The following is a 23,629-nucleotide window of genomic DNA, read 5'->3' as shown; positions in this document are numbered from 1 at the left end:
TTGGATCCGGGGGGATTCCCTGCCTCGCCACACCCCGCGCACGTCGAAGATCTGGTCCGAGATGCTCGTGGCCCCGCACATCTCCGCCGCGGCGGCCCGTACCGCGTCCGATCCGTGGTCCCACCATCACCCCACCGGGGCGGACCCGCTCACTTACGAAGGCGGCCCCGGCTTCGTCCGGGAGCCGCGCGAGGAGCTCTTCCTCCTGGCCGTGGGGAACTTCGTCTCCCAGCAGACCTTTTACGAGAGCGGCCCGGAACGCGACGAGCGGTACACCCGCCTCGTGGGTGAACTCGCCCTCCAGGACCCCGCATGGACGGCCGGCCTGCTGCGTTGGCTCCGAGGCGAAGGAAACATGCGTACGGCCTCCCTGATCGGCGCGGCCGCGTACGTCAGGGCACGGCTCGCCGCCGGGTCCTGCGTGGGGCCGTCCAACCGGTCCGTCATCGACTCCGTGCTCCAGCGCGCCGACGAACCCGGCGAGTTGCTCGCCCACTGGACCTCGGCCTACGGGCGGAGCGTCCCACAGCCCGTGAAACGGGGCATCGCCGACGCCGTACGGCGGCTTTACTCCTCCCGCTCCCTGCTGAAGTACGACACCGCGTCCAAGGCCTTCCGCTTCGGCGACGTCCTCAACCTCGTCCACGCCACACCTGACCCGGCCAAGCCCTGGCAGGGCCAGCTGTTCCGGCACGCCCTGGACCGCCGGCATCACCCGCAGGACGCGCCGCCGCCGCCCGGCGACAGGCTGCTGACCGCACACCGGATCCTGATGGAGTTGCCGGCGGACGAGCGGCGGGCCGTGGTCACCGGGCCGGACGGCGCCGAGCGGCTGGCCGCGGCGGGCATGACCTGGGAGGCCCTGGCGGGCTGGCTCCAGGGACCGATGGACGCCGCCGTCTGGGAAGCCGTGATCCCCTCGATGGGACCGATGGCGCTGCTGCGCAACCTGCGCAACTTCGACGGGGCCGGGATCTCGGAGGAGGCGGCGGCCGGAGTCGCCGCACGGATCTCGGACGCCGAAGAGGTCGCCCGGTCCCGGCAGTTCCCCTTCCGCTACCTGGCCGCCCACCGCCACGCACGCTCGGCGCGCTGGTCGGCGCGGCTGGAGGTGGCGCTGAGCCACTCGCTGGCCAACGTACCGGCCCTGACCGGTCGGACCCTGATCCTGGTGGACCGGTCGGGGTCCATGTTCTACGACACCGTCTCGCCGCGGTCCACCCTGACCCGGGCGGACGCCGCGGCCGTTTTCGGCACGGCGCTGGCGATGCGCGCCGAGGAGGCGGACTTGGTGGAGTTCGGGTCGTCGAGCGCGCAGGTGCCGTTCCGGTCCGGGGAGCCGGTGCTCGACGTACTCAAACGGTTCAACAACCTCGGTGGCACCGACACCGCCAAGGCGGTACGCACCCACTACCGGGGCCACGAGAGGGTCCTGATCGTCACCGACGAGCAGACGGGCCCGCACCTAGGGCGCCGCGGTCCGGCGGAATCGGTCCCGGAGGACGTCCCGGTGTACACCTGGAACCTGGCGGGGTACCAGCCCGCCCACGGCCCCGGCGGCCCCAACCGGCACACCTTCGGCGGCCTGACGGACGCCGGGTTCCGGATGATCGGCCTCGTCGAGGCCGGCCGCGAGGCCCGATGGCCATGGACGTCACAGGACTAGGAGCTCTCTTCGGCCCACTTGCCGGCGGTTCGATAGCAGGACCTGCCGGCTCCGACGGAACTGCTGCCTGCGACGATGCGCAGGAGAGCTAGGACCTTGGGGTGGGGGACGGCGACCGTCCACTCGATGACGACCAAGCGGGCTCGACCTACGCCGAGCTCTACGAGCGCTACATGGAGTCGGACGAGGTTGCCGTGCCTACGGTGCCGCGCATCGCGGCCCACGTGGAAGCCCGCATGGCGTGATACCCGGACGATGTCGACCGCAGTGTCGTATGGGCATCGACGCCGGTCACCGACGAGTTCGTCGTGGCTGAACCTGGTGGAGCGGTGGTTCGCCGAGCTCACGCAGAGGAAGCTCAAGCGCGGAGTCCACCGCTCCGTCCAGGCACCTGAACGCGACATCCGGGCCTGGCTGGCCGACTGGAACGAGCAGCCCAGGCCCTTCGTCTGGACGAAGACAGCCGACGAAATCCTCGACAAAGTCGCCGCCTACTGCCACCGAATCTCTGACTCAGGTCACTAGCTCCCCATCTTCCCCACACCGTTCACGCTGCAACGAAGTGAGGTGGAGAGCGACAGCGTGTTTTCGAGAATCCCCATCAGGGTGGTGCGGCTGGACCGGGAGGGCGGGGCCGGGTGTCCGTCGGAGAAGCCGTCGGGGACGTCGGGCGGCTCGCCCGATTCCCCTTCGGCCTCCCCCTCCGAGGACGGGAAGGGCAACGTCACTGTTGGTTTCCTCGTCCTCGTCCTCGCCGGCGCCGCCGTCCTCGGGTCGGCGTCAAGCGGCTGCTGCTGCGGGGTTGAGCGTGGACCGGTGGGTCAGCAGGGGCTCACGTACCAGACCCAGCGCCAGTCGGCCGAGGGGTCGTAGCTGAGACCGCCGGGAGAGGTCCAGCCGAGGGCCTGGTTCCGGTCGTAGAACCTCGCGTACAGGGTCGAGCGCTGGTTGTTGATCCACGAGCCGGTCGTGTTCCACGTGATGCGGAACAGGTGGTTGCAGGTGAACATGTCGAACCGGTCACCCGTGTAGTCCTCGTACATGTAGGCGCACACGTACGAGTAGCGGCAGCCGCCCACCGTGTCGCCCGGGACCGCCGCAGCGTCGAGGTCTCGAGCCTTCTGCTCGCCGGGCAGCGCGAGCAGCAGCTCGCCGCCGGGCAGGGCGATCTTGTTGGCGCCGATCTGGGTGCCCTTGGTGCTCGCCAGGTAGCCGTCGACCCGCTTCTGCAGGCTCCTGGCCTGGGTGGCGTTCAGGCCGGCGCTCGCGGCCTGCGCCGTGAAGTCCGCCCGAGCCCCGTCGGCGGCTCCGGCCGCGCCCGGTACGGCCATGAGCACCAGGAGGGCCATGACGAGGGCGGCGAGGAGCTTGCCCAGCCCGTCGGACCGTAAGATTCCGTGCTTCGTCACTGCGTTGCCTCTCTGCTTCACACTTCGGCACGGTGCCGGCCACCACTGTGTGGGGAGGCGCCGACCTGCGTCGATGGCACGGCGCGCAGATTCGTTGCGCACCGAGCGCAGACAGGCCGCGGATGAGTGGGAGTTGGCCGGTACCCCGCTATCCCGACGCCCCGCCGAACGCCAACTATGGGCGTGTACACATCACCGTGGGGCGGGGGCTTCGTGACGGGTGCACAGCCACGTACACAAACGGTCAGCGTCCGCGCGCGAGACGGTTTCGAGTCGTGGGCGGGCATGGTCGGCGACCTCGTGATGCCGGTCTCCATCACCAGCCCGCACGTCGAGTGCTTCCGCGGCACGGCGACGGCGCTTGACCTCAACCATGTCGACCTGTCCGGGTTCGCCTTCTCGCCGATGTCTGCCCGGCGCGGCGCGGGGAACATCCGGCGCGCGGACCCGGAGAACTACTTCCTCTTCCTCGTCCACGGCAGCCCGGTCGGCCTGGAGCAGAACCGCAGCAACGCCCTGCTCCGCGCCGGTGACATGGCGCTCTTCGACTCCTCGCACCCGTTGAGCTGCGAGTTCCTCGACGAGGGCCGGCTCTCCCGCGTCTCCCTGCTGCGGGTGCCCCGGAGCGCCCTGCCGCTGCCCCAGGACCACGCCAACCGGCTCCTCGGCACCCGGCTCGCTCCTGGCACCGTCTCGGGTGCCCTGCTCGCCTCGTACCTGACCGGGCTGCGCACCCACGCCGAGCGCTCCGCCCCCGCCGAGCTGTCCCGCCTCGGCTCCGTCGGCCTCGATCTGTGCGCCGCGTATCTCGCTGCACAGTCCGGCGGCCCCGGCGCGCTGCCCGCCGAGACCCGCCGCCAGGTCCTGCTGGCCCGGATCCGGGCCTTCGTCAACCACAACCTGCCCGACCCGCGGCTCGGCCCGGACACCATCGCCGCCCACCACCACATCTCCGTACGGCTGCTCCATTCGCTGTTCCGCGAGGAGCCGGAGACCGTCGCCGCCACGATCCGCAGGCTCCGCCTCGAACGCAGCCGCGCCGACCTAGCCGACCCGCGGCTCGGCCACTCCAAGGTCGGCGAGATCGCGGCGCGCTGGGGCTTCCGCCACCCGGCGGACTTCAGCCGGGCCTTCCGCCGCGCGTACGGCATGCCACCCAGCGACTACCGCCACCTGGCGCTGCTGAGCGGTGCCGGACAGACCGAGGGCCCGGCACGATAACCCCTGGGCATACGTCAGGCTGGGAGGCATTCCGTGGTGGCCGCCCATGGACGCTGCGCTCGTGATGAGTCCGCACGCCGTGAATACGTCAATTGAGGCGGCTGCCTTGGGAGCCTTGGGAACGGGGACGCAGCTGCCGGTGTGGGGGCCGCGGATGAACGCGCCGTTGGGGTGGCCGGCCTTTCCGTCAAGCGGCAGGCCCACATCAGGATCGATGCGGGCGTGACGCCTGCTGGGCATGCCTGCGCGGTCGTGTCGTCCCAGGTAGAGACTCCTTGCCATTGCCTCCGGCACGCGGCAGCACCGCTTCACCCAGCCGTACGTTCTTACGCGCAAACCGGTACCGTCCCGAACGCGTTCGAACCCTGGCTCGGTCACGGCTGGAGAACTTCACCACTCGGACAGAGGAAACGATCATCCCCGGCCCGCGGAGCCCTACCGTGGAGTGGATGAAGCGCCTGTCAGCGGGCTTATCGGTGGCCGCAGCCCTGCTCCTGTCCGCCCCGCCCCCGGCGGCAGCCGTTGCTGCCGCTCCGTGTGTCAGGGGCGAGTCCGAGTCGCGGTCGCACAGCTCGGTGGACGACGGCGAGGTCAGATGGACGGCGAACACGGCCTACACCGACGCGTACAGGCACGCTCTCAAGGCGTGGCAGTACGCCGGTCACACGATCAAAATGGCCCCGGACTCGGCGACCACCGTCAACGACCTCGAGTTCGTGGACTACAACGACCCGAAGGACCGCGCCGCCGCGAAGTGGAACTACCGTGGAGGCCCGGGCCAGACCGACTACATCCGGTTCAACACGGCGGCGATGAAGAACGCGAGCCATACCAAGCGCCGGCAGATCGCGGCGCACGAGCTGGGCCACGCCCTGGGGCTGTGCCACAAGTCGGACGCGGGCGGGCCGGGCTACGTGCGGTCGCTGATGTGGCCGACGGCCCATGAGTACTTCGATCTCCCTCAGGACGTCGACAGAGCCAACTACTCCAAGCTGTGGGGCTGATCATGAGCGTGAAGACGTGGGCGGTTGCCGGGACGGCGGCCGCCGTGCTTCTCGGTGGCGGCGGTTGGTATGTCTGGGAGAGCAGCGGTGAGTCGCGCACGGAGAGCCTGTGCGGGACGCCGTCCGGAGGCACGGATGCCGAGGTGGCGACCAGCGCGCAGGGCATCGCCGTGGTCGAGGCCGCCGGCGAGCCCGTTCACGACCCGCAGGCCGTCGGCGCCGAGAATCCCGAGCTCGTCACGACGCCGGTACGGATCGTGGAGTCGATGAAGGGGAAGTTCGCCCCGGTCATCGGGGTGTCGCAGCGGGTGGAGCCCGGCGGGACACCCGGCTCCTTCGAGGTGGCCACCTCGAACCGCGAGGTGATGATGGAGCCCGGGGAGCGGTACGTGGTCGCGATCGGCCCCGGCGACCTGGAGGCCCGGCCGGGAACGACGACGTTCTCCACCCTGATCGAGCCCGCACGCCGGGGGACGGCCGGGGAGGCCGACTACTGGCGGGGCGTGATTGCGAAGGCGCCGCCGAAGCCGGTGTGCGATGACACCGTCATCCAGTAGGGTCTTGCGGCCGGGAGGGAGTGGTCAAGCCACCCGAGTGCAGGCCTCCTCGGGGTGGAATCGGGCCCCGTCCCGGCACGGCGGGCAGGTTGACTAACGCGTGGGGCGCTGCTCGCGACGGGCTACATCGAGCGTTGCTGGTGCGAGAGAGCACACGCGATCGCCCAGCGCGCCAGGAACGGCACCAGGGGCCCTGACCCCGAATCCTGGACACGGGGTACTGAGGATTTCGGGTTGTCGTCGGGTGGTGACGGTTCATGATCCCTGCGGTATGCCGGTGGTAGTCGTTATCCGTATGGTGGGGGCCTGACCTCTGTTGTTCCCTCCGAGCACGTCGCACGATTCTGCGTGTGGACCCGTGGCTGCGGCGCTGGACGCTGGACCGGAGCGTGAGGGACATCTACGACGCGGTCGTCAGCGTGCAGGACGCAGCGCACCTATCGACGCGGGTGTGTTCGCTGTTCCTGCGCTTGTCGCGTGGTGTGCGCGTGAGGCTGCGAGCCGCTACGCCGGGAACGGCGATGGCTGCTTCGGCCGCGGTTCGCTGGATGCGCTCCTGGGGATGCGGTCACCCTTCGCTCAGCTCAGCCCGTTCGTCGCTCGGCACGCGGGAGGGCTCCAGCACGGCGTCGACTTCTACGTCGACGGTAGTGACGGCGAGACCAAGAATATGCTCGGCTGCGTGCAGTACGGCTTGGCGCACTGCTTCGGCGCGCTCTCGCAACGGCTTGTCGAGCTTGGCCGCGACCGAGATGGCGACGGCATGGACGGCGCGGTTGCCGTTGGACGGGGTCAGACGGCAGCTGGCTGTGCGGGCGCCGGGCACGGTGTCGGCGGCCCGGCGCAGAATTTTGGCGCTTTCTGCGATGCGCAGGTCGTGCTCGGGGTCGGTCAGTCGCAGCAGGGTGCCCAGCTCTACCTCAGCGCGGACAGCGCTGATGATTCGGTTGGCGAGGCTGTGGCTGTCGGGTCGTTCCTCGGCGCGCAGAGCACGGGTGGCCAGGGCCAGCGCTCTCAGCCCTTCGATGGCTTCCTGGCAACTGGGGCAGTGGCCGATGTGCGGATCTGCCATGCCGACGGGGGTGCGTGCTTGTTCCCAGGCGCGGCCCAGGGGGCGTCCGCAGGGCAGGAACTCCGCGCCGGCGAGCATGTCGGCTTGTCCGCGCAGGGGTGCTTCGGCGCTCGTGGCGCACACGCTTTCGGGCTGGTCGCGGGAGGCCAGGTGCGGGTCTTCTAGCGCCATGGGCGCATCGCCTCCATCAGTATGCGTCGGGCGCGAGCAAGTCTGCCGCGTACCGTTTGTTCGCTGCTGCCCACCACGTGGGCGATTTCGTCGTAGTGCAGGTCATGCAGTTCCCGCAGGACCCAGCACGCGCGAAGCTCGGGGCGCAGTTCCAGTAGCGCTCGCATCAGGGCGGCTGTGGCTGCGTCGGCCTCTGCCACTCGGGGCGGTGAACTGCCCGCGTCTGCGGCAGCGGGTTCCGAAACGGTGTCCAGGGGAAGCGGGTGGGGCGGGCTGCGCAAAGTGTTGAGGCAGCAGTTCGTCACGATGCGGTACATCCACGTACCGAACGAGGCGCCGTGCCGGAATTCCGGCAGCTGCCTCCAGGCGCTGAGGAAGGCGTCCTGAACCGCGTCCTCGGCGTCCGCGCGGTTGCCGAGCAGATGCTGGGCGAGGGCGAGCAAACGGCTGCTGTGCCGGCGGACCAGGACGGCGAAGGCCTGTTCATCGCCTTCGCACGCCCATACCACCAGCACGCTGTCGTCCGGGCCGATGGAAGCGTCCTGATCGGCCACGGCGGCGACGGCCGACACCGAGTCCGGCCGCCGGGGAAAACCTGTGCCGGGCGGGGGAGGGGGGCTCGTCCGGTTGCGCATCCGTCGCTCGCTTCCTGCCGCAGAATCGCGGCCCGCGTATGCCCTCCTCGATGGTACGGCTGCGAGCGTGAGGAATGTCCGTGCCATGTGTCTAAAACATGAGGGCGCCGCACCGGCGCGCCCGGATCGACATCATGGGGAGGTCCTCATGTCGGACACCGTCAACCCCACCGCAAGCGGGGAGACGCCACGCTCTGCGGGTAAGGCCCTCGCGGGTCAGGCCGGAGCTTCGCCTGAGACACGGGGCCGGACGACCATCGCCGACAGCGTGGTCGAAAAGATCGCAGGTATGGCCACCCGTGAGGTGCCGGGCATCCACAGCCTCGGCTCAGGCATGGCCCGCACGCTCGGGGCAGTCACGGACAAGGTTCCCGGCGGCCGTCCCAGCGTGTCCCGCGGCGTGAAGGTCGAGGTGGGCGAGCGGCAGGCCGCCGTCGATCTCGATGTAGTCGTGGAGTACGGCGTCGCCATCGTGGACATCGCCGGCGACGTCCGCACCAGTGTCATCACAGCTGTGGAGCGCATGACCGGCCTTGAAGTCGTCGAGGTGAACATCAGCGTCGACGACGTCCACCTGCCCGACGAGGAGAGCGACGAGGAAACCACGGGCCGCGTGCAGTGACCCCTGGACCCGGCACGGCCACCGGGTCGAAAGACGACCGACGTGAAAGTTCAGGTGAGTGAGATGAGCGCAGCAACCGTGGGCCTGCTTGCCGGCATGGCCCTGGGCTTCGCCGCCTATTTCGGCGGCTTCTGGGCGTTCCTGCTCGTGGCGTTCCTGGGCCTGGTGGGCCTGATTATCGGCCGCATGCTGCAGGGTGACCTCGAGCTGTCCGACTTCACCCGTTCCCGGGATGGGAAGTGACAACGCAACCCGGCGCTGCCCTGCCCGGGGCCGCGATCGTGCCGCCGGCCGAGCGCGGCGCCACCGCGATCCCGGAGAAGGTAGTGGCCCGCATCGCGGCCCGCGCCGCAAAGGAGGCACTGGCCGCACATATCACCTCGGCCGCCCAAGCGAAACTGGCGGCTCCTCAGGCTTCCGCGACCATCGGCAGCGGCTCGGCACGGTTGAGGCTGACAGTGGACCTGCCCTACCCGGCAGACCTCGCCACCACCTCCCGCCAGGTGCAGCACTACATCAGCGAGCGGGTAGCCCACCTCACCGGGATGCGCGTCACAGAGGTGGCCCTCGCCATCGAGCACCTGGTTTCCGCAGATGGCCAGGAACACCGGCGCGTGCAGTGAACCGGAGCGCATTCCCCCGGGAAGGAGAGCCGGAATGGAACGCGACCAAGAACCCCCAACCGCAACGGAGCAGCTCACCGCATCCGACGAGGTGACCTCCCGCACGGTGGAGCAACTGGCCAAACAGCCTGCGGCCGAACGCCCGCCGACTCCCCGCCCCTGGTCCACTCGCCGGATACCCGCCGCGCTCACGGCCCTGCTCATCGGGGCCGCGGCAGGCACCCTCTTGTTCGACGTCGTCAGGGTCCGCGCCGACCAGACTGCCGCAGCCTGGCGCACGCGCCTGGCCGACGAACTGGCCACCCGCCCACTGGACGACATCTGGATACAGATCGGTGCCGCCGTCATCACCGTCCTCGGCGTCTGGCTGCTCGTCATGGCACTCACCCCCGGTCTGCGCCACAGGCTGCCCCTGAAAACCCCCGACGCACAGACGCACGCCGTGCTGGACCGCGCCGGCGCAGAACTCCTGCTGCGGGATGCAGCGATGCGCGTTGCCGGTGTCAGTGCCGCCCGGGTCCGGATCTTCCACAACCGCATCGGAGCGCGCGCGGACGTGCGCTACCGCGCCCTCGCCGACGTCAAGGCCGATCTCCTGGTCGCTCTGCAAGCGGAACTCGACCGGCTGGAACTCGCGCGTCCTCCTCGGCTCGCCGTCAAGGTGCGCCCACGCCGCAAGTAGTCGGCACCTGGTCGGCCTGCCGCCGAGCGAGAGACGGGAATGGGATCCCATGAAGAGGAAATCCGCAATCAACCGAGTCCTCCTGGCCGTGGCAGGAATCGTCCTGCTGGGCACCGGCCTCCTGATCCTGGCGGGCAGTCTCGACCTCTACCGGCACTGGCGCATGACACCACCCGACGGCTGGCCCCTGATCACTCCCCAGGACGTCCTACTCGACGACGCCGGCCGCACTCGCTGGGTGGACGAGGGATGGTGGTGGCCCGCGGTCATCGCCGTTTTGGCCATCGTCGTCCTGCTCGCCCTGTGGTGGCTGCTGACACAACTGCGCCGCACTCATCCCGGCCCCCTACCCGTCGGCGCAGACCCCGTGGACGGAGTGGAACTGGGCGAGCGGTCCCTCAGCGACGCTCTGACAGCCGACGCCCGGCACCTGCCCGGTGTCCAACAGAGCCGCGCACGGCTGACAGGCTCCTCCCGGCATCCCGAAGCCCATTTCGACCTCGCCCTTACTCCCGACACCGAGCCCGGCCCCGTCCTGCAGGCGCTGTGCGACGGACCCCTGGAACGCGCCCGCCGGTCCACCGGCCGGCCCCTTCCGGCAAGGGCGCTGCTGCGGGTGTCCCCGCACAAAGCGCACCGCGCTGCATAGGGCTCCTGCGGTGCGGCCCCGAAAACGCCGGCAGTGCGCAGGCGCATCACCACGCCGGGAACTTTAGGCCCGCAGCGGCGGGTCGGCTTCGAGGGCGACGACCTGGGCAATTGGCTGGCACGGCAGAAGCAGCCGAGCACCTGGGCGCAGCTGTCGGCCGAGCAGCGGAACGGCTGGCCAACGTGGGCGTACAGGCGCCGGGGCACGCGGCTCTTCGGGAGCTGGTTCGCGCGGCGGTGCCGGCCACCATCGCGGCCGCGGCCGCTCCAGCCGCAGTTCGGGTATTGCGCGGGCTGAGCTCAGGAGGTCGCGGGGATGCCGGTGCCGGGGCCGTGCCAGTCGACGCACAGCGCGGTCGCGTCGTCTCGCGGCGGCCGGCCGTCATAGACGTCGGTGACCGCGCCGACCAGAGCGCGCACGACTTCACGCGGATGCTCGTCGGCCGTCTTGCGCAGGAGCCCCGGCAGGTCGACCGCTTCGGCTTCGCGTTCCTGCATGCCATCCGTGTGGAGCAGGAGACGGTCACCGGGGCGCAGGTCAAGGTCCTGGACCTGGTAAACGCCCAGGTGGTTGGTGAGGCCGAAGGGCAGGTTCACGGCCAGTTCGAGTTCGGTGACCGTGCCGTCGCGCAGGAGCAGTGGTTGGGGGTGGCCGGCGTTGACGATCTGGGCGCGGGTTCCGTCGAGGGCGATGCGCAGGAGCTGGCCGGTGACGAAGGTGCGGTGGCCGTGGTCGAGGAGGGCCTGGTGGGCTTGGCGGGCTTGTTCGGCGAGGTCTTGGCCGGCGCGGCGGGCGCCTCGGGAGGCGTTGACCAGGAGGGTGGCCATCAGGGACGCGTGGACGTCGTGGCCCATGGCGTCGGTGATGGACAGGTGCAGGGTGCCGTTGTCGAGGCTGTAGTCGTAGGTGTCGCCGGCGATGGTGGCAGCCGGGACCAGGGAGCCGGCCAGCGTGAACTGGGGGGCTTCGCAGGCAGCGGCGGAGGGCAGGAGCTGACGCTGGATCTCCGCGGCGACGCTGACGGTGGTGGTGCGGTTGCCCCAGTGGTAAAGGTCGGTGAACCGGCGGTCGGTGACGATGATGTACGCCAGCGCGTGCGCGGCCTCCTCCACCTGCTCCAGGACATCATCCGTGACCTCGGTGAGGTACAGCTCCAGGACGCCGATGGTGTCGCCGCGGTTCGTCACCGGCGCCAGCACCCGCTGCCCGTGATCGCCCTCCGGCCCCCGCACCAGCTTCTGGGTGCGCAGGACCTCGTCGTAGACGCCGCTGTCGGCGAGGGGAATCCGCTCGGCCTGGTCCTCCGGATGCATGCCCCCTGTGTCGTGGACCCGCAGCATGCGCCGGCCCACGATGTCGACGAACAGGAACGACACATAGCGTGCGCCGAACCGGTCCCGCAGATTACGTGCCACTACGTCGAGGGAGTCCACCGGAGCGGCAGCCTCCGCCGCCGCCAGCACCTCGGCCAGCCCGATCCGATCACGTGCCACGTCGGCCTCCACACGTCTTGGACCACAAGACAATACGTGGCCCGGTGAGGTACCGATCGCGCTTCCAACGCCCGGATGGCCGCATACGGCCTGCCGCGCGGTAGCCGGGGGCACCATGGTGGAGGCATGCCCACCAAGCTGATCGTCTACCCGCCCGACGAGTAGTGCCGTCTACCCGCCCGACGAGCAGTGCTGGCGTCGTGTCCGCTACGACGGCGTCGCCATCGGAGTCGCGCGCCGTCCGGCCGACATCCGCGTCTTCCTCGCCTCGGCCGGGCTCGAGGACGCCGAGGACGTGCACCTCACCGATCCCGAATCGTGGAATGGCGCGGCGCCGGCCCCGAAGCATGGGACCCGTCCCGCTGACGAGCTCGCCCCGGCCGACAGCAATCCGAACGGGCCGATAGCGGCTGCTACCAGGGGAGCTCCGCGCAGATGGTCTTGCCACCTTCTGCGACCGGCTTGATGCGGATGTGGGTGGCGAGTCGCTTGATCATGAACCATCCCCACCCGCCGGTCCCGTCCGTACTGGGGGGACCGCGGTCGGGGAGGTCGAGGGCCCTGCCGGGCAGGCTCACGGCAACACAGGTCGCTCAACTCACCCCAACACTGCACCTTGTACCCCTGCGTCCCTTCTGGCCCTGGGCACCCACCCACTTCTACGTGGCCCTGGCCTCGTGGTGCGCGTCAGCAACGGGGGCGGCGAAGAATTCGATGTCTGGTCCGGCGCCGGCCACCGAAGCGCCCTGGCACCGCTGGCCGACCTGCCCGTCGACTGGATCCGCTTCGACGGCTGACATCACGAGATCAGCGACAGAGTGCGTAATTCCCCAGGGACTGCGGTCACGCAATTCCCCAAGGCCTCGCGGGGGCAGACGTCATCAAACGGTTCGTCACTCCACCTGAACCAAGCACGAGAGTCACTGAGCCTTTTCAGCCTTGCCTCACCCTGGTGAGGCAACGCTGAAAAGGCTCACTGGCCGATATGAATCGTCCGCGTTCGTCACGGCGCCGTCGGCGGTTCATCAGATGGTGCGTATTCGTGTTCATCGGACGCCCGGGCCGGACGGGTGTGGCTACGGTCGATCGCGTCGTCCCACAGGGGGCGGCACCGGTCGAGTGCCGCACGTGCCAGGACCGTCCCGGCCTTCCTGCGCTGGTGCGGAGCGCGCCCGGGCGGCTCCTAGGGAGTGGACATGGGTTCTGTTGGACGTAGGACCGTCGCGGTGATGGCAGCCGCTCTGGCGTCGCTGGGCGCGGGGAGCGGTGTCACCGCGACCGCGACCCCCTCGTCGCCCGCGCCGTGCAACGGCGCGGAATGCCCCAGCCTGAAGCCGGTCAGGCTCACGACCAGCCAGGCCACCCTGAACGTCACCCAGATGCAGCTGGAGAACATCCACGCGATGCTCTCCGACGCCCTCACCGGGGAACCCATCCGGGGAGCGAAGATCGTGTTCGCCACCGTCGGCGGCCGAACGCTCGGGGCTGCCTACACCGACTACGACGGCGTGGCCTCCATCACCGCCCCGGAGAATCTGGGCCCCGGAACCCTCCAGGAGCTGCTCGGCGGCTACGAAGCCGCGCTCGTCGGCGACGGCATCCACGCGCCCGTCGGGGCCCACGGGGCGATCACCGTCGGCACCGACCAGGGGCCCGGGCTACCGGGCTCCCCGTGCTCGCTCTGCAGTGACCGCGGGCTCAAGCAGGACGTGGTCCCGGTCGACTGGAGCCGGTGACGATGCGGATCCTCCACCGGCGGGCCCGGGCGGCCGGCGACGCTTCTCCGGACCCCGGCGCGGCAGGTACGCGGGACAGCACCGCCGCGGCCCCGGTCGGCGCGGTCAACGGCTTCGCCGTCCTGGAGACCGTGGCCGCGCTACCGGTCAGCACCTGGCGCTACCTCTGGGAGCCCGACGACGTCCTTCACCTCGGGCCGATGGCCCAGGACTGGCACGCCGCTTTCGGCTTCAACCGGGACGACACCAGGATCCCCGTCGTCGACGGCCTCGGCGTGGCCCTGGTCTGCATCCAGGCGCTCCACCGCCACGTGGAGGAACTCCAGGCCGAAGTGACTCGGCTGCGCGAGACCACGACCCCGTCCGAGGTGGGGCGATGACGGCGGACAGTCTCTCGCCGGTGTCCACGGACGCGATCTGGCGGCTTCCGGCAACGGTCTGCCGCATCACCGGGTTCCTGGGCGAGTGGACGGCCGGCCTCCTGCTGGACCGCGCCATCGCCTCCACGGGCGACCGGCTGAAGCCATCCATGGTCCGGGACCGGGAACTGGACCCCGACCTGCGCAGGTCCAGGTCGTGCCCCGACTTCGAGGCGCCCGAGCTACTGGCGGCCATTGACGACGTCCGGGAGGCGGTCGAGCACACGCTGGGAGTCGACTGCCGCTACACCGAACCCCGTTACGGCCTCAACGTGCACAACGACGGGGACTTCTACCGGCCGCACCAGGACACCAGCGCCGCGTACGCCACCCGACGTCTGCTCACCTTCGTCTACTACCTGCACCGCACGCCCCGGCCGTTCGGCGGCGGCGAGCTGCGCGTCTTCGACGCCGTCCTGCCCCTGCACACCGAGACGACCGGAGAGTGGGAGGAACGCACCTGGCGGGACTGGGAGCCCGAGCACGACAGCATCGTGTTCTTCCTGCCCACCGCCTGGCACGAGGTGCGACCGGTCGTGTGCCCTGGCAAGCAGCACGCGGACAGTCGCTTTGCCGTCAACGGCTGGTTGTGCGGGCCCGACCCGACGCAAGGCGGGGGCGACCAGTGCCGGTGAGAAGCGGGCCACAGCCTCATCCGCCGGCAGGGGCTAGCGCGTTGTCCACGCGCGTTCGCCGGGGTCGATCAGGCGGCGCCGCGAGGCTGTGGTCACCGGGACGGCCTCCCGCCCACTGAGGTCCAGCGCTGCCAGGCCCTTCTCGTTGAACGCGTGGATGACGTCCCGAACGGTGTCCTCATGAGCGGCGACCAGCTGGGCGATCGCCGTCGCCGGGGTCCCCGACGCCGACGCCATGATGATCAAAGCCCTTCGGACGCGCACCGACTCTCGTCTGCCCCGCCGGACGCTCCGCTGCAGCCTCTGTCCCTCTTCATCGGTCAACCGCCTTGCCCTGACCGGCTCTGCCATCCACGACCTCACCCTCGACAGCGATTGCGTTGCCATCGAGAGTGAGGCTGGCAGACGGCCGTCGACGGCGAGGTGGACCTTAGTGGTCAGCCCGCCCCGGGACCGGCCGAGGGCCTGATGCGCCTGCGAGCGGCCCGGATCTTCCAGTTCGTCCCCGTCTGCGGCCCCTTTTTGCGGGCGCCGGCCGCGTGCTGGTGGGCACGGTTGATCGTCGAGTCGACGGAGACGGTCCACTCCACCCGGCCCACCGCGTCGTCGCGGACCTGGACGTGCTCCGGCAGCTTCGCCCAGGTCCCGTCCGCTTTCCAGCGGGCGAACCGCTCGTAGACGGTCTGCCAGGGTCCGTACCGCTCGGGCAGATTGCGCCACGGAGCCCCGGTCCGCAGCCGCCACAGCACCCCGTTGACCACCTGCCGGTGATCACGCCACGGACGACCACGCCCATCCACCCGCGGCAACAGGGGCTCTATTCGCTCCCACGCCGCATCCGTCAACTCACCTCGACCTGCCACAAAATCAATGATCTGGGTGCTCACGCTCGGACTCCCGCGCGGGGTCCGTCACGAAACGGCTCAGCCGGTAGGTAGTCGGCAGCGCCAGGCGCCCGCACAGCGTGTCGATCCGGATCATCGAGCCGTCGACTCCTGCCTCCCGAAGACGGCGCAACCGCGTACGCATCTCCGCCTGGTCCCGAGTCTCAACGACCACTTCCCACTGTCCCGCGTCCGGCGCGGTGCGAGCAGCAAGCCGCTGCCGCGCGTCCTCTTGCCGCCGCCTTCTTTTCCCCTGTCCTGGCACCTGCCCAGAATCACTGGCCAGCGTCAGGGCGGCAAGGCAATTGGACCGAGCACGCACATCCCCGCTCGGTGATCATTTGTCAGACAGCCCTTAGCGGGCGTGGTGGTGCTGCCGCTGCCGACCGTTGTCCCGGTCCTGTACGCCCCCGTGGCGCCGTCACCGGCGAGTTCGCACCCCGGGGCGAGCCCCATCAAAGCTCGGGGGGGTTACCCCCCGTACGTCTCGGAGGTTGACCCCCTTTCGTGGCTGGGCATTCGAGGCAAAAATTCTCTCAAGTAACAGAAACGCAATTTGAGGAACAAAGCACATGGATGGACGCTGGAAGGGCATTGGCCGACGGGGACTGCTGGCCACCGCAGTGGCAGTGATGGGAGCGGTTCTCATTCCTGTGGCGGTTCACGCGGCACCCGCTGACATGGCTCAGGCGAAGCAGGGCGAGGTCCGCGCGCTGGAGCGCGCGGCGCACCCCCTGCGCTCGACGGAGCCGGGAGGAAACACGGCTGACCTGCGCCCTCTGGCCTCGATGGTCGGCGATGCCAAGGTGGTCGGCCTCGGTGAGGCCACTCACGGCTCCCACGAGTTCTTCACGATGAAGGATCGGGTCTTCCGATTCCTCGTGGAAAAGAAGGGGTTCACCACTTTCTCCCTCGAGATGAGCTGGCCCGCAGGGCTCCAGATCGACGACTATCTCCAGACCGGCAACGGAGACGTCCGTGAGATCGCCAAGGAGGCGTTGGGCAACTCCCCGTGGGAGCGGGAGGAATTCGTGAGCCTCCTCGAATGGATGCGAGATTACAACCGCAGCCACCCCGGCCGTACTGTCCACTTCATGGGCAACGACGTCGGCGCACCCAAACTGAGCGACGAGTTCTTCGGCAAGGTGACCGGCTACGTGCAGCGCAATAATCCAGCGGCGCTGCCACGGCTCAACGAGCTCTACGCCGGCCTGCGCCCGATCGACGACGTCTTCGCCTACCTGGCCAAGCCGCTCGAGGAACGCCGGCAGCTCGCCGCGAAGGCACAGCAGGCCCTGGAACTGGTCAGCAGCCGAAAGGGCTCGGACACGGAGGCCTTCACGTGGGCTGAGCAGAACGCCCGGTCCATCGCCCAGACCACCAAATTCCTCACGATGGACCTCACGGACCCCAACTCGGTGGCTACCTCCCAGCGCTTCCGCGACGAGGTGATGGCCCAGAATGTCACTTGGTGGCAGCAGCAAACCGGCGGCAAGGTGCTGCTGTCGGCACACAACGACCATGTCGGCTACATCGCCAGTGACGCCAAGATGTATCCCAAGACACAGGGATCGTTCCTGCGCGACACGATGGCCAACGATTACCTCCCGATCGGCTTCACCTTCAACGAGGGCTCCTTCCTGTCGAAGGACGCGGCCCTCGGCGGCGAATGGAAGAAGTTCACCGTGGGCGCCGCCGGCCCCGGCAGGAACGAAAACACCCTCGACCAGGTACGTCACCGGGACTTCTACCTCGACGTCCGCCACGCCCCGGCCACCGCGCGTGCCTGGCTGGACATCGCCCGGCCCACACTCAACCTCGGCACCCAGTTCCCCGCCGAACCGCGCGATGTGGCACTCGCCAAGTCTTTCGACGTCCTCGTCCACCTGCACAAGGTCCGGGAGGCTGACGCTCTGAAGCCCTGACTGTGGTCCCTGGGTCGTGAGAGACACCTGATGGCGGTCCGTCTTCCCCGGACAGCATGACCTGCCAGTACGCGACCACCTGGGTAGCCACCAAGCTGCGCTGGGGCCTGGCCGCGGAAGACGCCGAACGGCAGGCGCTCCTGGGTCTGGTGGAGGACTGCCCCGACACCACGGTCGTATACGAGCCCGTCTCTTGATCGAACGGACACGGAGCCGGTCCCTTGTGTCAGATCTGTGAGGGCCTGCGATCCGCGGCGTGAGAGACCGCCTCTGACGCCCCCGCGCGGGCCGCCACCACACCGGTGGCGGCCCGCGCCGTCCTGCTGATGTGTGAGGGGTTGACACGTCGGCCGTGGTTCCGGCTGGGAGAAAGGGGCGGGATGGAGAGCCCCAGGAGCTGGTGGAGCGCAGGTGTCGGGCTGTGCGATGTGGCGGCCTGCGGCTTCCCGGACAAGGCGGCGGAGCAGGCCGTTGAGCTGGTCGAAGTCTCTGACCGCCGGAAGCTGTCGGCCGTCGAGCCGCTGAAGGACCTGCGTGAACTCATCGTTTTGACCAGTCCGATGAGTACTCGGGTCAGGTTGCCGATGCCGGCATCACGGACGATGAGCCCGTCCGAGACCCAGAGCAGCGGCCTCCCAAAGCGCTCGTGGCCGGTGGCGGGATCACCGCCAGGTGCGTCTGCCCCGGGCCGGTGGCGGGTCAGATCCAGCCGCGGCGGACCGCGACGACGCCGGCCTGGAAACGGTTCACCGCGCCCAGGAGTTCGTGGAGGCGGCTCATGCGTCGGCGCATGGTGCGGACCGACCAGCCGAGCTGGCGGGCTATGGCCTCGTCCTTGAGGCCGCTGACCAGCAGGGTGAGCACCAGGCGGTCCTCCTCACCGAGCGGGTCCTCGGCGGGCACGTCGAGCGGCAGTGCCTGTTTCCAGCACAGCTCCCAGTAGTCCGTGAGGGCGTCCAGCAGGGCGGAAGGGCGGATGACCGCAGCGCGCACGCCGTCGAGGTCCAGGGAGAGCGGCATCAGCGCCAGCCGGCGATCCGCGATGGCCAGTTTGATCCGCAAGCCCGGCATCACCCGGGCCTGCTCGCCGCGGCGCACGAGTCCGCGGATGTCCTCGAGCACCCCCGGCCACTCCAGCGCCTCGGGGGCGTAGACCGCGCGGTAACGCACGCCGCGCCCCAGCGCCGTGCTCTCCACCGGGTTGGAGGTGGTCAGTGCGTACGGCGGCCGGTCCAGTGTCATGACGTCCTCGCGCGCCTCCTGCTGGAGGCGGACGAACCAGCGGCCGAGCGCCTCGCGGCCGGTGGCGATCTCCACCTCATCCTCTCCTGCGGTGCCGGCCTGAGCCGCCGCAAAGAGGCGGGACAGCTCGCCCGCCGCCGAACGGACCCGGTCCAACTCCGCGGCCCTGGTGCGTACCAGGGACTCGACCGCGGCTCCCGGCTCGATCGCCGCGTACCGGCGGCGGACGCCCGCGAGCCGCCCGACCAGGCCGTGGTCGTGCAGCCGGTCCAGCGCCCTGGCGGCGCGGAGAGGGGAGCAGCCGAGGTCGGCGGCGAGCTCGGTCGGGACCGCCGTACGCCGGGTCAACACGGCCCTGTAGACGCTCTCGTCGAACGGATCGATACCTGCGGCGGTGAGCTCGTTCGTCATATGCGGATACTGGCCCACTTGTGCCAGCGGCAGCAATGGGCCGACAGAAGCCGTTGTACGGAGAGTGACTTCGGCGCTAGGACTACTACCCATGGCCAAGAACCCACGAAGAATCCGACGCCTGGTGGCCGTCACGGTCACCACCGTCGCGCTCGCCGGGACGCTCACCGCGATACCCGGCACCGCGACCGCGCAGTCACCCGACCCGAACCAGCGGGTCATCGTCGAACTGTCCGGGGACGCCGCCGTCGCAGCCGCGCCCGGCGGCTCGCTCACATCCCTGGCCGCCGGCACCGCCTCCGCCGTCGGCGACGCCCGGCGGGCCCTGGCGGAACGGCAGGACGCCTTCGTCGGAACGGTGCGGAAAGCCGGACTGCACCCCGCCTCACCCCGCCAACTCGGCCTGCTCGTCAACGCCGTGGCGATGACGGTGCCCGCCTCCGAGACGGCGCGGCTGGCCGCGCTGCCGGGCGTCATCGCCGTCCGGCCCGACACCCGGATTCAGGTGCGCACGGACAGCAGCGTGCCGCTGACCGGCGCGCCCGAGGTGTGGAAGCGCGAGGACCCGGCCGGGGTGAAGGCCACCGGCAAGGGCACCGTCGTGGCGGTCCTGGACAGCGGCGTGGACTACGGCCACCCCGACCTGGGCGGCGGCTTCGGCAAGGGCCACAAGGTCGTCGGCGGCTTCGACTTCGCCAATGGCGACGACGACCCGATGGACGACAACGGTCACGGCACCCACGTCGCGGGCATCATCGCGGGCAAGGCGGCCAAGAAGGGAGGCGTCACCGGCATGGCGCCCGACGCGCGCCTACTGGCCTACAAGGTCACCGGCGCCGACGGCAGCGGCTACACCTCCGACATCATCGCCGGCATCGAGGCGGCGGCCGACCCGGCCAACCCCCACCCGGCCGACGTCATCAACATGAGCCTCGGCGGCCCCGGTGACGGCACCGACCCGCTGGGCCGCGCGGCGACCGCCGCCGTGCGGGCCGGAGTGGTCGTCGTCGCGGCGGCGGGCAACGACGGACCCGGCAGCGGCACCGTCAACAGTCCGGCGTCGGCCGACGGCGTCATCGCGGTCGGGGCCTCCACCAGCGGGATGCGGACACCCAGCGCGTACCTGGCGGGCAAGGAGCCCGAACTGATCCAGACGTACCGGGGCATCCTGTCCGCGAACCCGCCCCGGGAACCGGTCACCGCGCCGCTCGTGGACGTCGGCGCGGGCACCGCCGAGGACTGGAAGCGGATCGGTGACGTACGGGGCAAGATCCTGCGGGCCGACGTTCTCGTCGCACCCGGTACGGACGTCCTGAGCCAGAGCGACATCGACTGGGCACGCGAGGCCGAGAAGCGCGGCGCGCTTGCCGTGCTCGGCGGCCTCCCGGCCCACGACGGACCCGTGCTCGCCGCCACCCCGGGAACGGTCGAGGCCCCGGCGACCCCCGCCCGCCCCGACCTCACCCGGACCGCCGCCTCCGGCGACTCGTTGCGCATGGACCGCCTGGTCGTCATGGGCATCGACACGACCCAGTACGCCCAGCTGAGCCGTGAACTGGCCGCCGGCCAGGTGTCCGTCACCCTGCGCGGCACTGACTCCACCGACGAGATCGCCTCGTTCTCGTCGCGCGGACCCGGCACCGGCTTCGGCCTCAAGCCCGACTTGGTCGCACCCGGCGTGGAGATCCGCTCCGCGATCCCCACCTCGATGTACGAACCCGGCGTCTACCGCATGTCGGGCACCTCGATGGCGAGCCCGCACGTCGCCGGAGCCGCCGCCCTGCTGCGCCAACTGCGCCCGGACCAGGACCCCGACGGGATCAGGTCCGCGCTGGTCGGCACCGCGAAGCAGCTCGCCGGCACCGGCCCCACCGTCCAGGGCAGCGGACGGCTCGACGTGGCCGCCGCGGCGTCGGCCACCCTCAGCGCCTTCCCGACGACCGTGTCGTTCGGCCTCGCCGACCTGGCGGACAGGACCGTCGGCGGCACCGCGAAGGTACGCCTGGCCAACCCCGGAAAGGAGCCGCTGACCATCACCCTCAGCAGTACCGGGCCCACCACCGTGTCCCCGGCGCGGGTCACCGTCCCCGCCGGGGGGTCCTCGACCGTCTCTGTCACCCTGCGCGCCGACCGCCCGGCCACCGACACGGAGATCAGCGGCCAGATCACGGCCACCCCCGCGCGCGGCCCGGCCCTCCGGGTGCCGTACCTGCTCGTCGTCCGGCACCTGGTCGTCCAGGCGTCCCCCGACCCGAGCGACGGCCGCTCCACCGTGCACGTCGCCGCCCCGGCCGCCCTGAACGCGCCGCCGGAGATCACCGTCACGCCGCCGCACGGCAAGGCCTTCACACTGCCCACCACCATGAACGGCGCCGGCTACTACCAGGCCGACGTGACCGGGAAGGCGGCCGGCGCCTACCAGCTGGCCGTGCGGGCCACGACCACCGACGGCCGGCGGATCACCGGAGCCGGCGCCTTCGAGGTCACCCCCGTCGGCAGCCGCGGCGACCGCTGGGAGCCCGTCGGCCCGAACAGCGAGGCCGGCCACGTCGCGCTCTCGCCCGCCCGGCCGAAGCAGGCCGTCGTGACCCAGTTCCGCAAGGCCGCCCCCTGGCTGACCACCGACGGAGGCGCCAACTGGCGCCAGGTGGGCCGGCTGCCCATCGCCGACGGCAACGGCACCGGAGCGGTCGTGGTCGACGCCCACCGCCCCGACCGCTGGTGGTACGCCGTGAACACGGCCGGCGACCCCACCCGCCGGGGCACGATCCTGCGCACCGACGACAACGGCCGTACCTGGCGCAAGCTCGACGTGCCCGACGCGCACATCGACGAGTTCGTCGCGGACGAGCAGACCCGTACCCTCGCCGCGATGGTCGACGGCACGCTGCTGGTCAGCACGGACGCGGGCGACAGTTGGGCGACGTACCCCACCGGCGTGACCGGTGACGTCCGCGACGCCACCCTCGTCGGCGACACCCTGTACCTGGCGACCTTCGACAGCGTCTGGCGGATCGACGGCGTCGGCAAGGGCGATCCCGGTACGGCGCACCTCGTCCTCGACGAGCCGGTGAGCACCATCCGCGGCATGGCGGCCGACTCCACCGTGGTGGCGGCCTACGTCCCCGGTACGGGCGTCCGCGGCTCCTACGACAAGGGCCGCACCTGGTCCACCCTGCTGCCCCTGGCGGAAGGCGGCAACGGACTGTCCGCCTCCGGCGGCGACCTGTACTTGCGCGCGCTGTTCGGCGCCGGGCAGGTGAGCCGCGACCACGGCAAGACCTGGAAGCCCGTACCCGCCCCCTCGAAGGCCGCCATCGCGATGGACTACGACCGCTGGGCCGACGGCTCGGTGACCGTGTCCAGCGAACAGGACGGCCTGTACCGCGGCTCGGCCGACGGCACCGGCTACCGGAGGATCGGCGTCCAGGGCCTGACCACCTTCGCCCTCGCGGCCAGCGGCGACCAACTGCTCGCCGGAACGGTGAGCGGCACCTACCGCACCGCGATCCCCGTCGCCGGCCCCGAGTGGGGCCAGTCCGGTGCAGAGGGCAGGACCGGTCGTCTCACCTCGCACATCGCCGTCTCGCCCAAGGACACCAAGGTGGTGTGGCAGGTCCGGCGCACCGCGACCGGCCTCTTCGAGGTCTCCCGCAGCGGTGACGCCGGCCGAACCTGGCAGGTGAAGGGCACGTCGTCGGAGATACCGACCTCGATCCTGGTCCACCCGGCCGACCCGGACCGGGTGGCGATCAGCTTCAGGAGCATCCTCGGCGACGGGCTGTTCGCGACTTCCGACGGCGGCAGGACATGGAAGAACCTCTTCCATGAGAGGTCCTTCGATGCCATGGCCGGTGACCCGCGCGACCCGCGGCGCCTCTGGCTCGGCAACGCCTCGGGCCTCTACCGCTCGGACGACGGCGGTGTCACCACGACCAAGGTCGCCGAAGGCCCCGTCTCCGCGATCGTGATGGACGGTCGACGCCTGGTCGTCGGCGGTTCGTCCGTCCGGGTCAGCACCGATGGCGGCAAGACCTTCCGCACTGCCGACACCGGCCCGCTCGCGGTCCACGTCTCGGACCTGCTGCGGGTCGGCGGTGCGCTCTACGCGGCCACCGCCGGCTCGACCGCGTCCGGACTCGTCCAGGGCGGCCGGGGCGTACTGCGCAGCACCGACAACGGTCTCACGTGGGAGAACATCTCGAGCGGTTTGCAGAACACCGACACCACCAAGCTGGCCGCCGCCCCCGACGGCCGCACGCTCTACGTCGGCGCGGTCGACGGCGGGGTACACCGCCTGAAGCTGCGCCGCTGACCCACCCTGCGCGTGACGAGCGTGACCGTATGACCGGCACGTCCGTATGACCGGCGCGAGCATGTGACCGGAACACGCCGACCGGGCCCGGAAGTCCCGGGCCCGGTCGGCACCCGTGCGCGTGGCCGGCGGAAGCCGGACGGGCGGCGGCCGCGAAGCACCGCAGCAGGTTCGGCATCGGGCCCCGCCGGTAACCGGGCGGCTTCCGCCTTCGGCCAATCTGACATTCCCCCACTGACCCAACGCCGTGCCTGCTGT

Annotated in this window: 22 protein-coding genes and 2 pseudogenes; 16 read left to right on the top strand and 8 right to left on the bottom strand. The window is 70.4% G+C overall.

The features are described from left to right. The first annotated feature begins 61 nt into the window (after positions 1-61). A complete protein-coding gene (locus ACFWBY_RS23345; protein ID WP_385333892.1) occupies positions 62-1,666 on the top strand; it encodes a TROVE domain-containing protein in 1,605 nt (534 codons plus the stop codon). A 291-nt stretch (positions 1,667-1,957) separates the two neighbouring features. Next, positions 1,958-2,191: pseudogene (locus ACFWBY_RS23340) on the top strand (IS630 family transposase); the annotation flags it as partial. A gap of 296 nt (positions 2,192-2,487) precedes the next feature. On the opposite strand, the gene ACFWBY_RS23335 reads toward ACFWBY_RS23340, so the two are convergent. Next, positions 2,488-3,015, bottom strand: a complete 528-nt coding sequence (locus ACFWBY_RS23335; protein ID WP_385333889.1) for a hypothetical protein — start codon at positions 3,013-3,015, stop codon at positions 2,488-2,490. Positions 3,016-3,360: 345 nt separating this feature from the next. On the opposite strand from ACFWBY_RS23335, the gene ACFWBY_RS23330 reads away from it, so the two are divergent. From ACFWBY_RS23330 to ACFWBY_RS23320, 3 genes are all read left to right on the top strand, one after another. Next, a complete protein-coding gene (locus tag ACFWBY_RS23330; protein WP_385333887.1) occupies positions 3,361-4,296 on the top strand; it encodes a helix-turn-helix domain-containing protein in 936 nt (311 codons plus the stop codon). 449 nt (positions 4,297-4,745) lie between these two features. Continuing rightward, the gene (locus tag ACFWBY_RS23325; protein WP_385333884.1) at positions 4,746-5,300 is read left to right on the top strand and encodes a matrixin family metalloprotease; all 555 of its coding nucleotides are present in this window, start codon (positions 4,746-4,748) and stop codon (positions 5,298-5,300) included. 2 nt (positions 5,301-5,302) lie between these two features. Next, entirely contained in the window at positions 5,303-5,857 is a 555-nt protein-coding gene (locus ACFWBY_RS23320; protein WP_385333881.1) for a hypothetical protein, read from the top strand. Between the two features lie 568 nt (positions 5,858-6,425). On the opposite strand, the gene ACFWBY_RS23315 is transcribed toward ACFWBY_RS23320, so the two are convergent. After that, positions 6,426-7,100 carry a hypothetical protein gene (locus ACFWBY_RS23315; protein ID WP_385333878.1) on the bottom strand — a complete coding sequence of 225 codons (675 nt, stop codon included), beginning with the start codon at positions 7,098-7,100 and terminating at the stop codon, positions 6,426-6,428. Next, a complete protein-coding gene (locus ACFWBY_RS23310) occupies positions 7,091-7,654 on the bottom strand; it encodes an RNA polymerase sigma factor (protein WP_385333875.1) in 564 nt (187 codons plus the stop codon). Before ACFWBY_RS23310 ends, ACFWBY_RS23315 begins: the two co-directional genes overlap by 10 nt. Before the next feature lie 229 nt (positions 7,655-7,883). On the opposite strand from ACFWBY_RS23310, the gene ACFWBY_RS23305 reads away from it, so the two are divergent. The 5 genes from ACFWBY_RS23305 (at position 7,884) to ACFWBY_RS23285 (ending at position 10,311) form a co-directional block, all read left to right on the top strand. Next, on the top strand, positions 7,884-8,357 hold the full coding sequence (locus tag ACFWBY_RS23305) for an Asp23/Gls24 family envelope stress response protein (RefSeq protein ID WP_385333872.1): 474 nt from the start codon (positions 7,884-7,886) through the stop codon (positions 8,355-8,357). A gap of 63 nt (positions 8,358-8,420) precedes the next feature. After that, entirely contained in the window at positions 8,421-8,600 is a 180-nt protein-coding gene (locus ACFWBY_RS23300) for a hypothetical protein (RefSeq protein WP_385333869.1), read from the top strand. Then, positions 8,597-8,980, top strand: a complete 384-nt coding sequence (locus tag ACFWBY_RS23295; protein WP_385333866.1) for an Asp23/Gls24 family envelope stress response protein — start codon at positions 8,597-8,599, stop codon at positions 8,978-8,980. The genes ACFWBY_RS23300 and ACFWBY_RS23295 overlap by 4 nt, the downstream gene beginning before the upstream one ends. Positions 8,981-9,014: 34 nt before the next feature. Continuing rightward, the gene (locus ACFWBY_RS23290; RefSeq protein ID WP_385333863.1) at positions 9,015-9,662 is read left to right on the top strand and encodes a DUF6286 domain-containing protein; all 648 of its coding nucleotides are present in this window, start codon (positions 9,015-9,017) and stop codon (positions 9,660-9,662) included. 88 nt (positions 9,663-9,750) lie between these two features. Next, a complete protein-coding gene (locus ACFWBY_RS23285; protein ID WP_385333861.1) occupies positions 9,751-10,311 on the top strand; it encodes an alkaline shock response membrane anchor protein AmaP in 561 nt (186 codons plus the stop codon). 299 nt (positions 10,312-10,610) lie between these two features. On the opposite strand, the gene ACFWBY_RS23280 is transcribed toward ACFWBY_RS23285, so the two are convergent. Both ACFWBY_RS23280 and ACFWBY_RS23275 read right to left on the bottom strand, forming a co-directional pair. Beyond that, positions 10,611-11,804, bottom strand: coding sequence for a PP2C family protein-serine/threonine phosphatase (locus ACFWBY_RS23280; RefSeq protein ID WP_385333858.1), 1,194 nt, complete (start codon positions 11,802-11,804; stop codon positions 10,611-10,613). Between the two features lie 413 nt (positions 11,805-12,217). Further along, complete coding sequence (locus ACFWBY_RS23275) at positions 12,218-12,382, bottom strand: hypothetical protein (RefSeq protein ID WP_385333855.1); 165 nt, start codon at positions 12,380-12,382, stop codon at positions 12,218-12,220. Between the two features lie 651 nt (positions 12,383-13,033). Between ACFWBY_RS23275 and ACFWBY_RS23270 the strand changes: the two genes are divergently transcribed. The 3 genes from ACFWBY_RS23270 to ACFWBY_RS23260 are packed head-to-tail and all read left to right on the top strand — an operon-like array spanning position 13,034 to position 14,594. Beyond that, on the top strand, positions 13,034-13,540 hold the full coding sequence (locus ACFWBY_RS23270) for a hypothetical protein (protein ID WP_385333853.1): 507 nt from the start codon (positions 13,034-13,036) through the stop codon (positions 13,538-13,540). Between the two features lie 2 nt (positions 13,541-13,542). Then, positions 13,543-13,920, top strand: a complete 378-nt coding sequence (locus ACFWBY_RS23265) for a tail fiber domain-containing protein (protein ID WP_385334083.1) — start codon at positions 13,543-13,545, stop codon at positions 13,918-13,920. Continuing rightward, on the top strand, positions 13,917-14,594 hold the full coding sequence (locus ACFWBY_RS23260; protein WP_385333851.1) for a 2OG-Fe(II) oxygenase: 678 nt from the start codon (positions 13,917-13,919) through the stop codon (positions 14,592-14,594). Before ACFWBY_RS23265 ends, ACFWBY_RS23260 begins: the two co-directional genes overlap by 4 nt. Positions 14,595-14,627: 33 nt before the next feature. On the opposite strand, the gene ACFWBY_RS23255 is transcribed toward ACFWBY_RS23260, so the two are convergent. Next, positions 14,628-14,831: a helix-turn-helix domain-containing protein gene (locus ACFWBY_RS23255; RefSeq protein ID WP_385334080.1), complete on the bottom strand. Its 204-nt coding sequence runs from the start codon at positions 14,829-14,831 to the stop codon at positions 14,628-14,630. A gap of 168 nt (positions 14,832-14,999) precedes the next feature. Beyond that, positions 15,000-15,457 (bottom strand): annotated as a pseudogene (locus ACFWBY_RS23250) (IS5 family transposase); the annotation flags it as partial. A 593-nt stretch (positions 15,458-16,050) separates the two neighbouring features. On the opposite strand from ACFWBY_RS23250, the gene ACFWBY_RS23245 reads away from it, so the two are divergent. Then, positions 16,051-17,403 (top strand): erythromycin esterase family protein, encoded by a 1,353-nt coding sequence (locus tag ACFWBY_RS23245; protein ID WP_385333849.1) that lies wholly within the window; start codon positions 16,051-16,053, stop codon positions 17,401-17,403. 56 nt (positions 17,404-17,459) lie between these two features. Further along, positions 17,460-17,600 (top strand): hypothetical protein, encoded by a 141-nt coding sequence (locus ACFWBY_RS23240; RefSeq protein ID WP_385333845.1) that lies wholly within the window; start codon positions 17,460-17,462, stop codon positions 17,598-17,600. Positions 17,601-18,102: 502 nt separating this feature from the next. Here the strand turns inward: ACFWBY_RS23240 and ACFWBY_RS23235 are convergent. Next, complete coding sequence (locus ACFWBY_RS23235; RefSeq protein WP_385333842.1) at positions 18,103-19,056, bottom strand: hypothetical protein; 954 nt, start codon at positions 19,054-19,056, stop codon at positions 18,103-18,105. 91 nt (positions 19,057-19,147) lie between these two features. Between ACFWBY_RS23235 and ACFWBY_RS23230 the strand changes: the two genes are divergently transcribed. Then, positions 19,148-23,371 (top strand): S8 family serine peptidase, encoded by a 4,224-nt coding sequence (locus ACFWBY_RS23230; protein WP_385333839.1) that lies wholly within the window; start codon positions 19,148-19,150, stop codon positions 23,369-23,371. The last annotated feature ends 258 nt before the right edge of the window (positions 23,372-23,629 follow it).

The organism is Streptomyces sp. NPDC060049, assembly GCF_042736715.1.
In the GTDB taxonomy this organism is placed as follows: Bacteria; Actinomycetota; Actinomycetes; order Streptomycetales; family Streptomycetaceae; genus Streptomyces.
The sequence above is the reverse complement of the archived record's forward strand: the minus strand, read 5'-3'. Positions and strand labels throughout refer to the sequence as shown.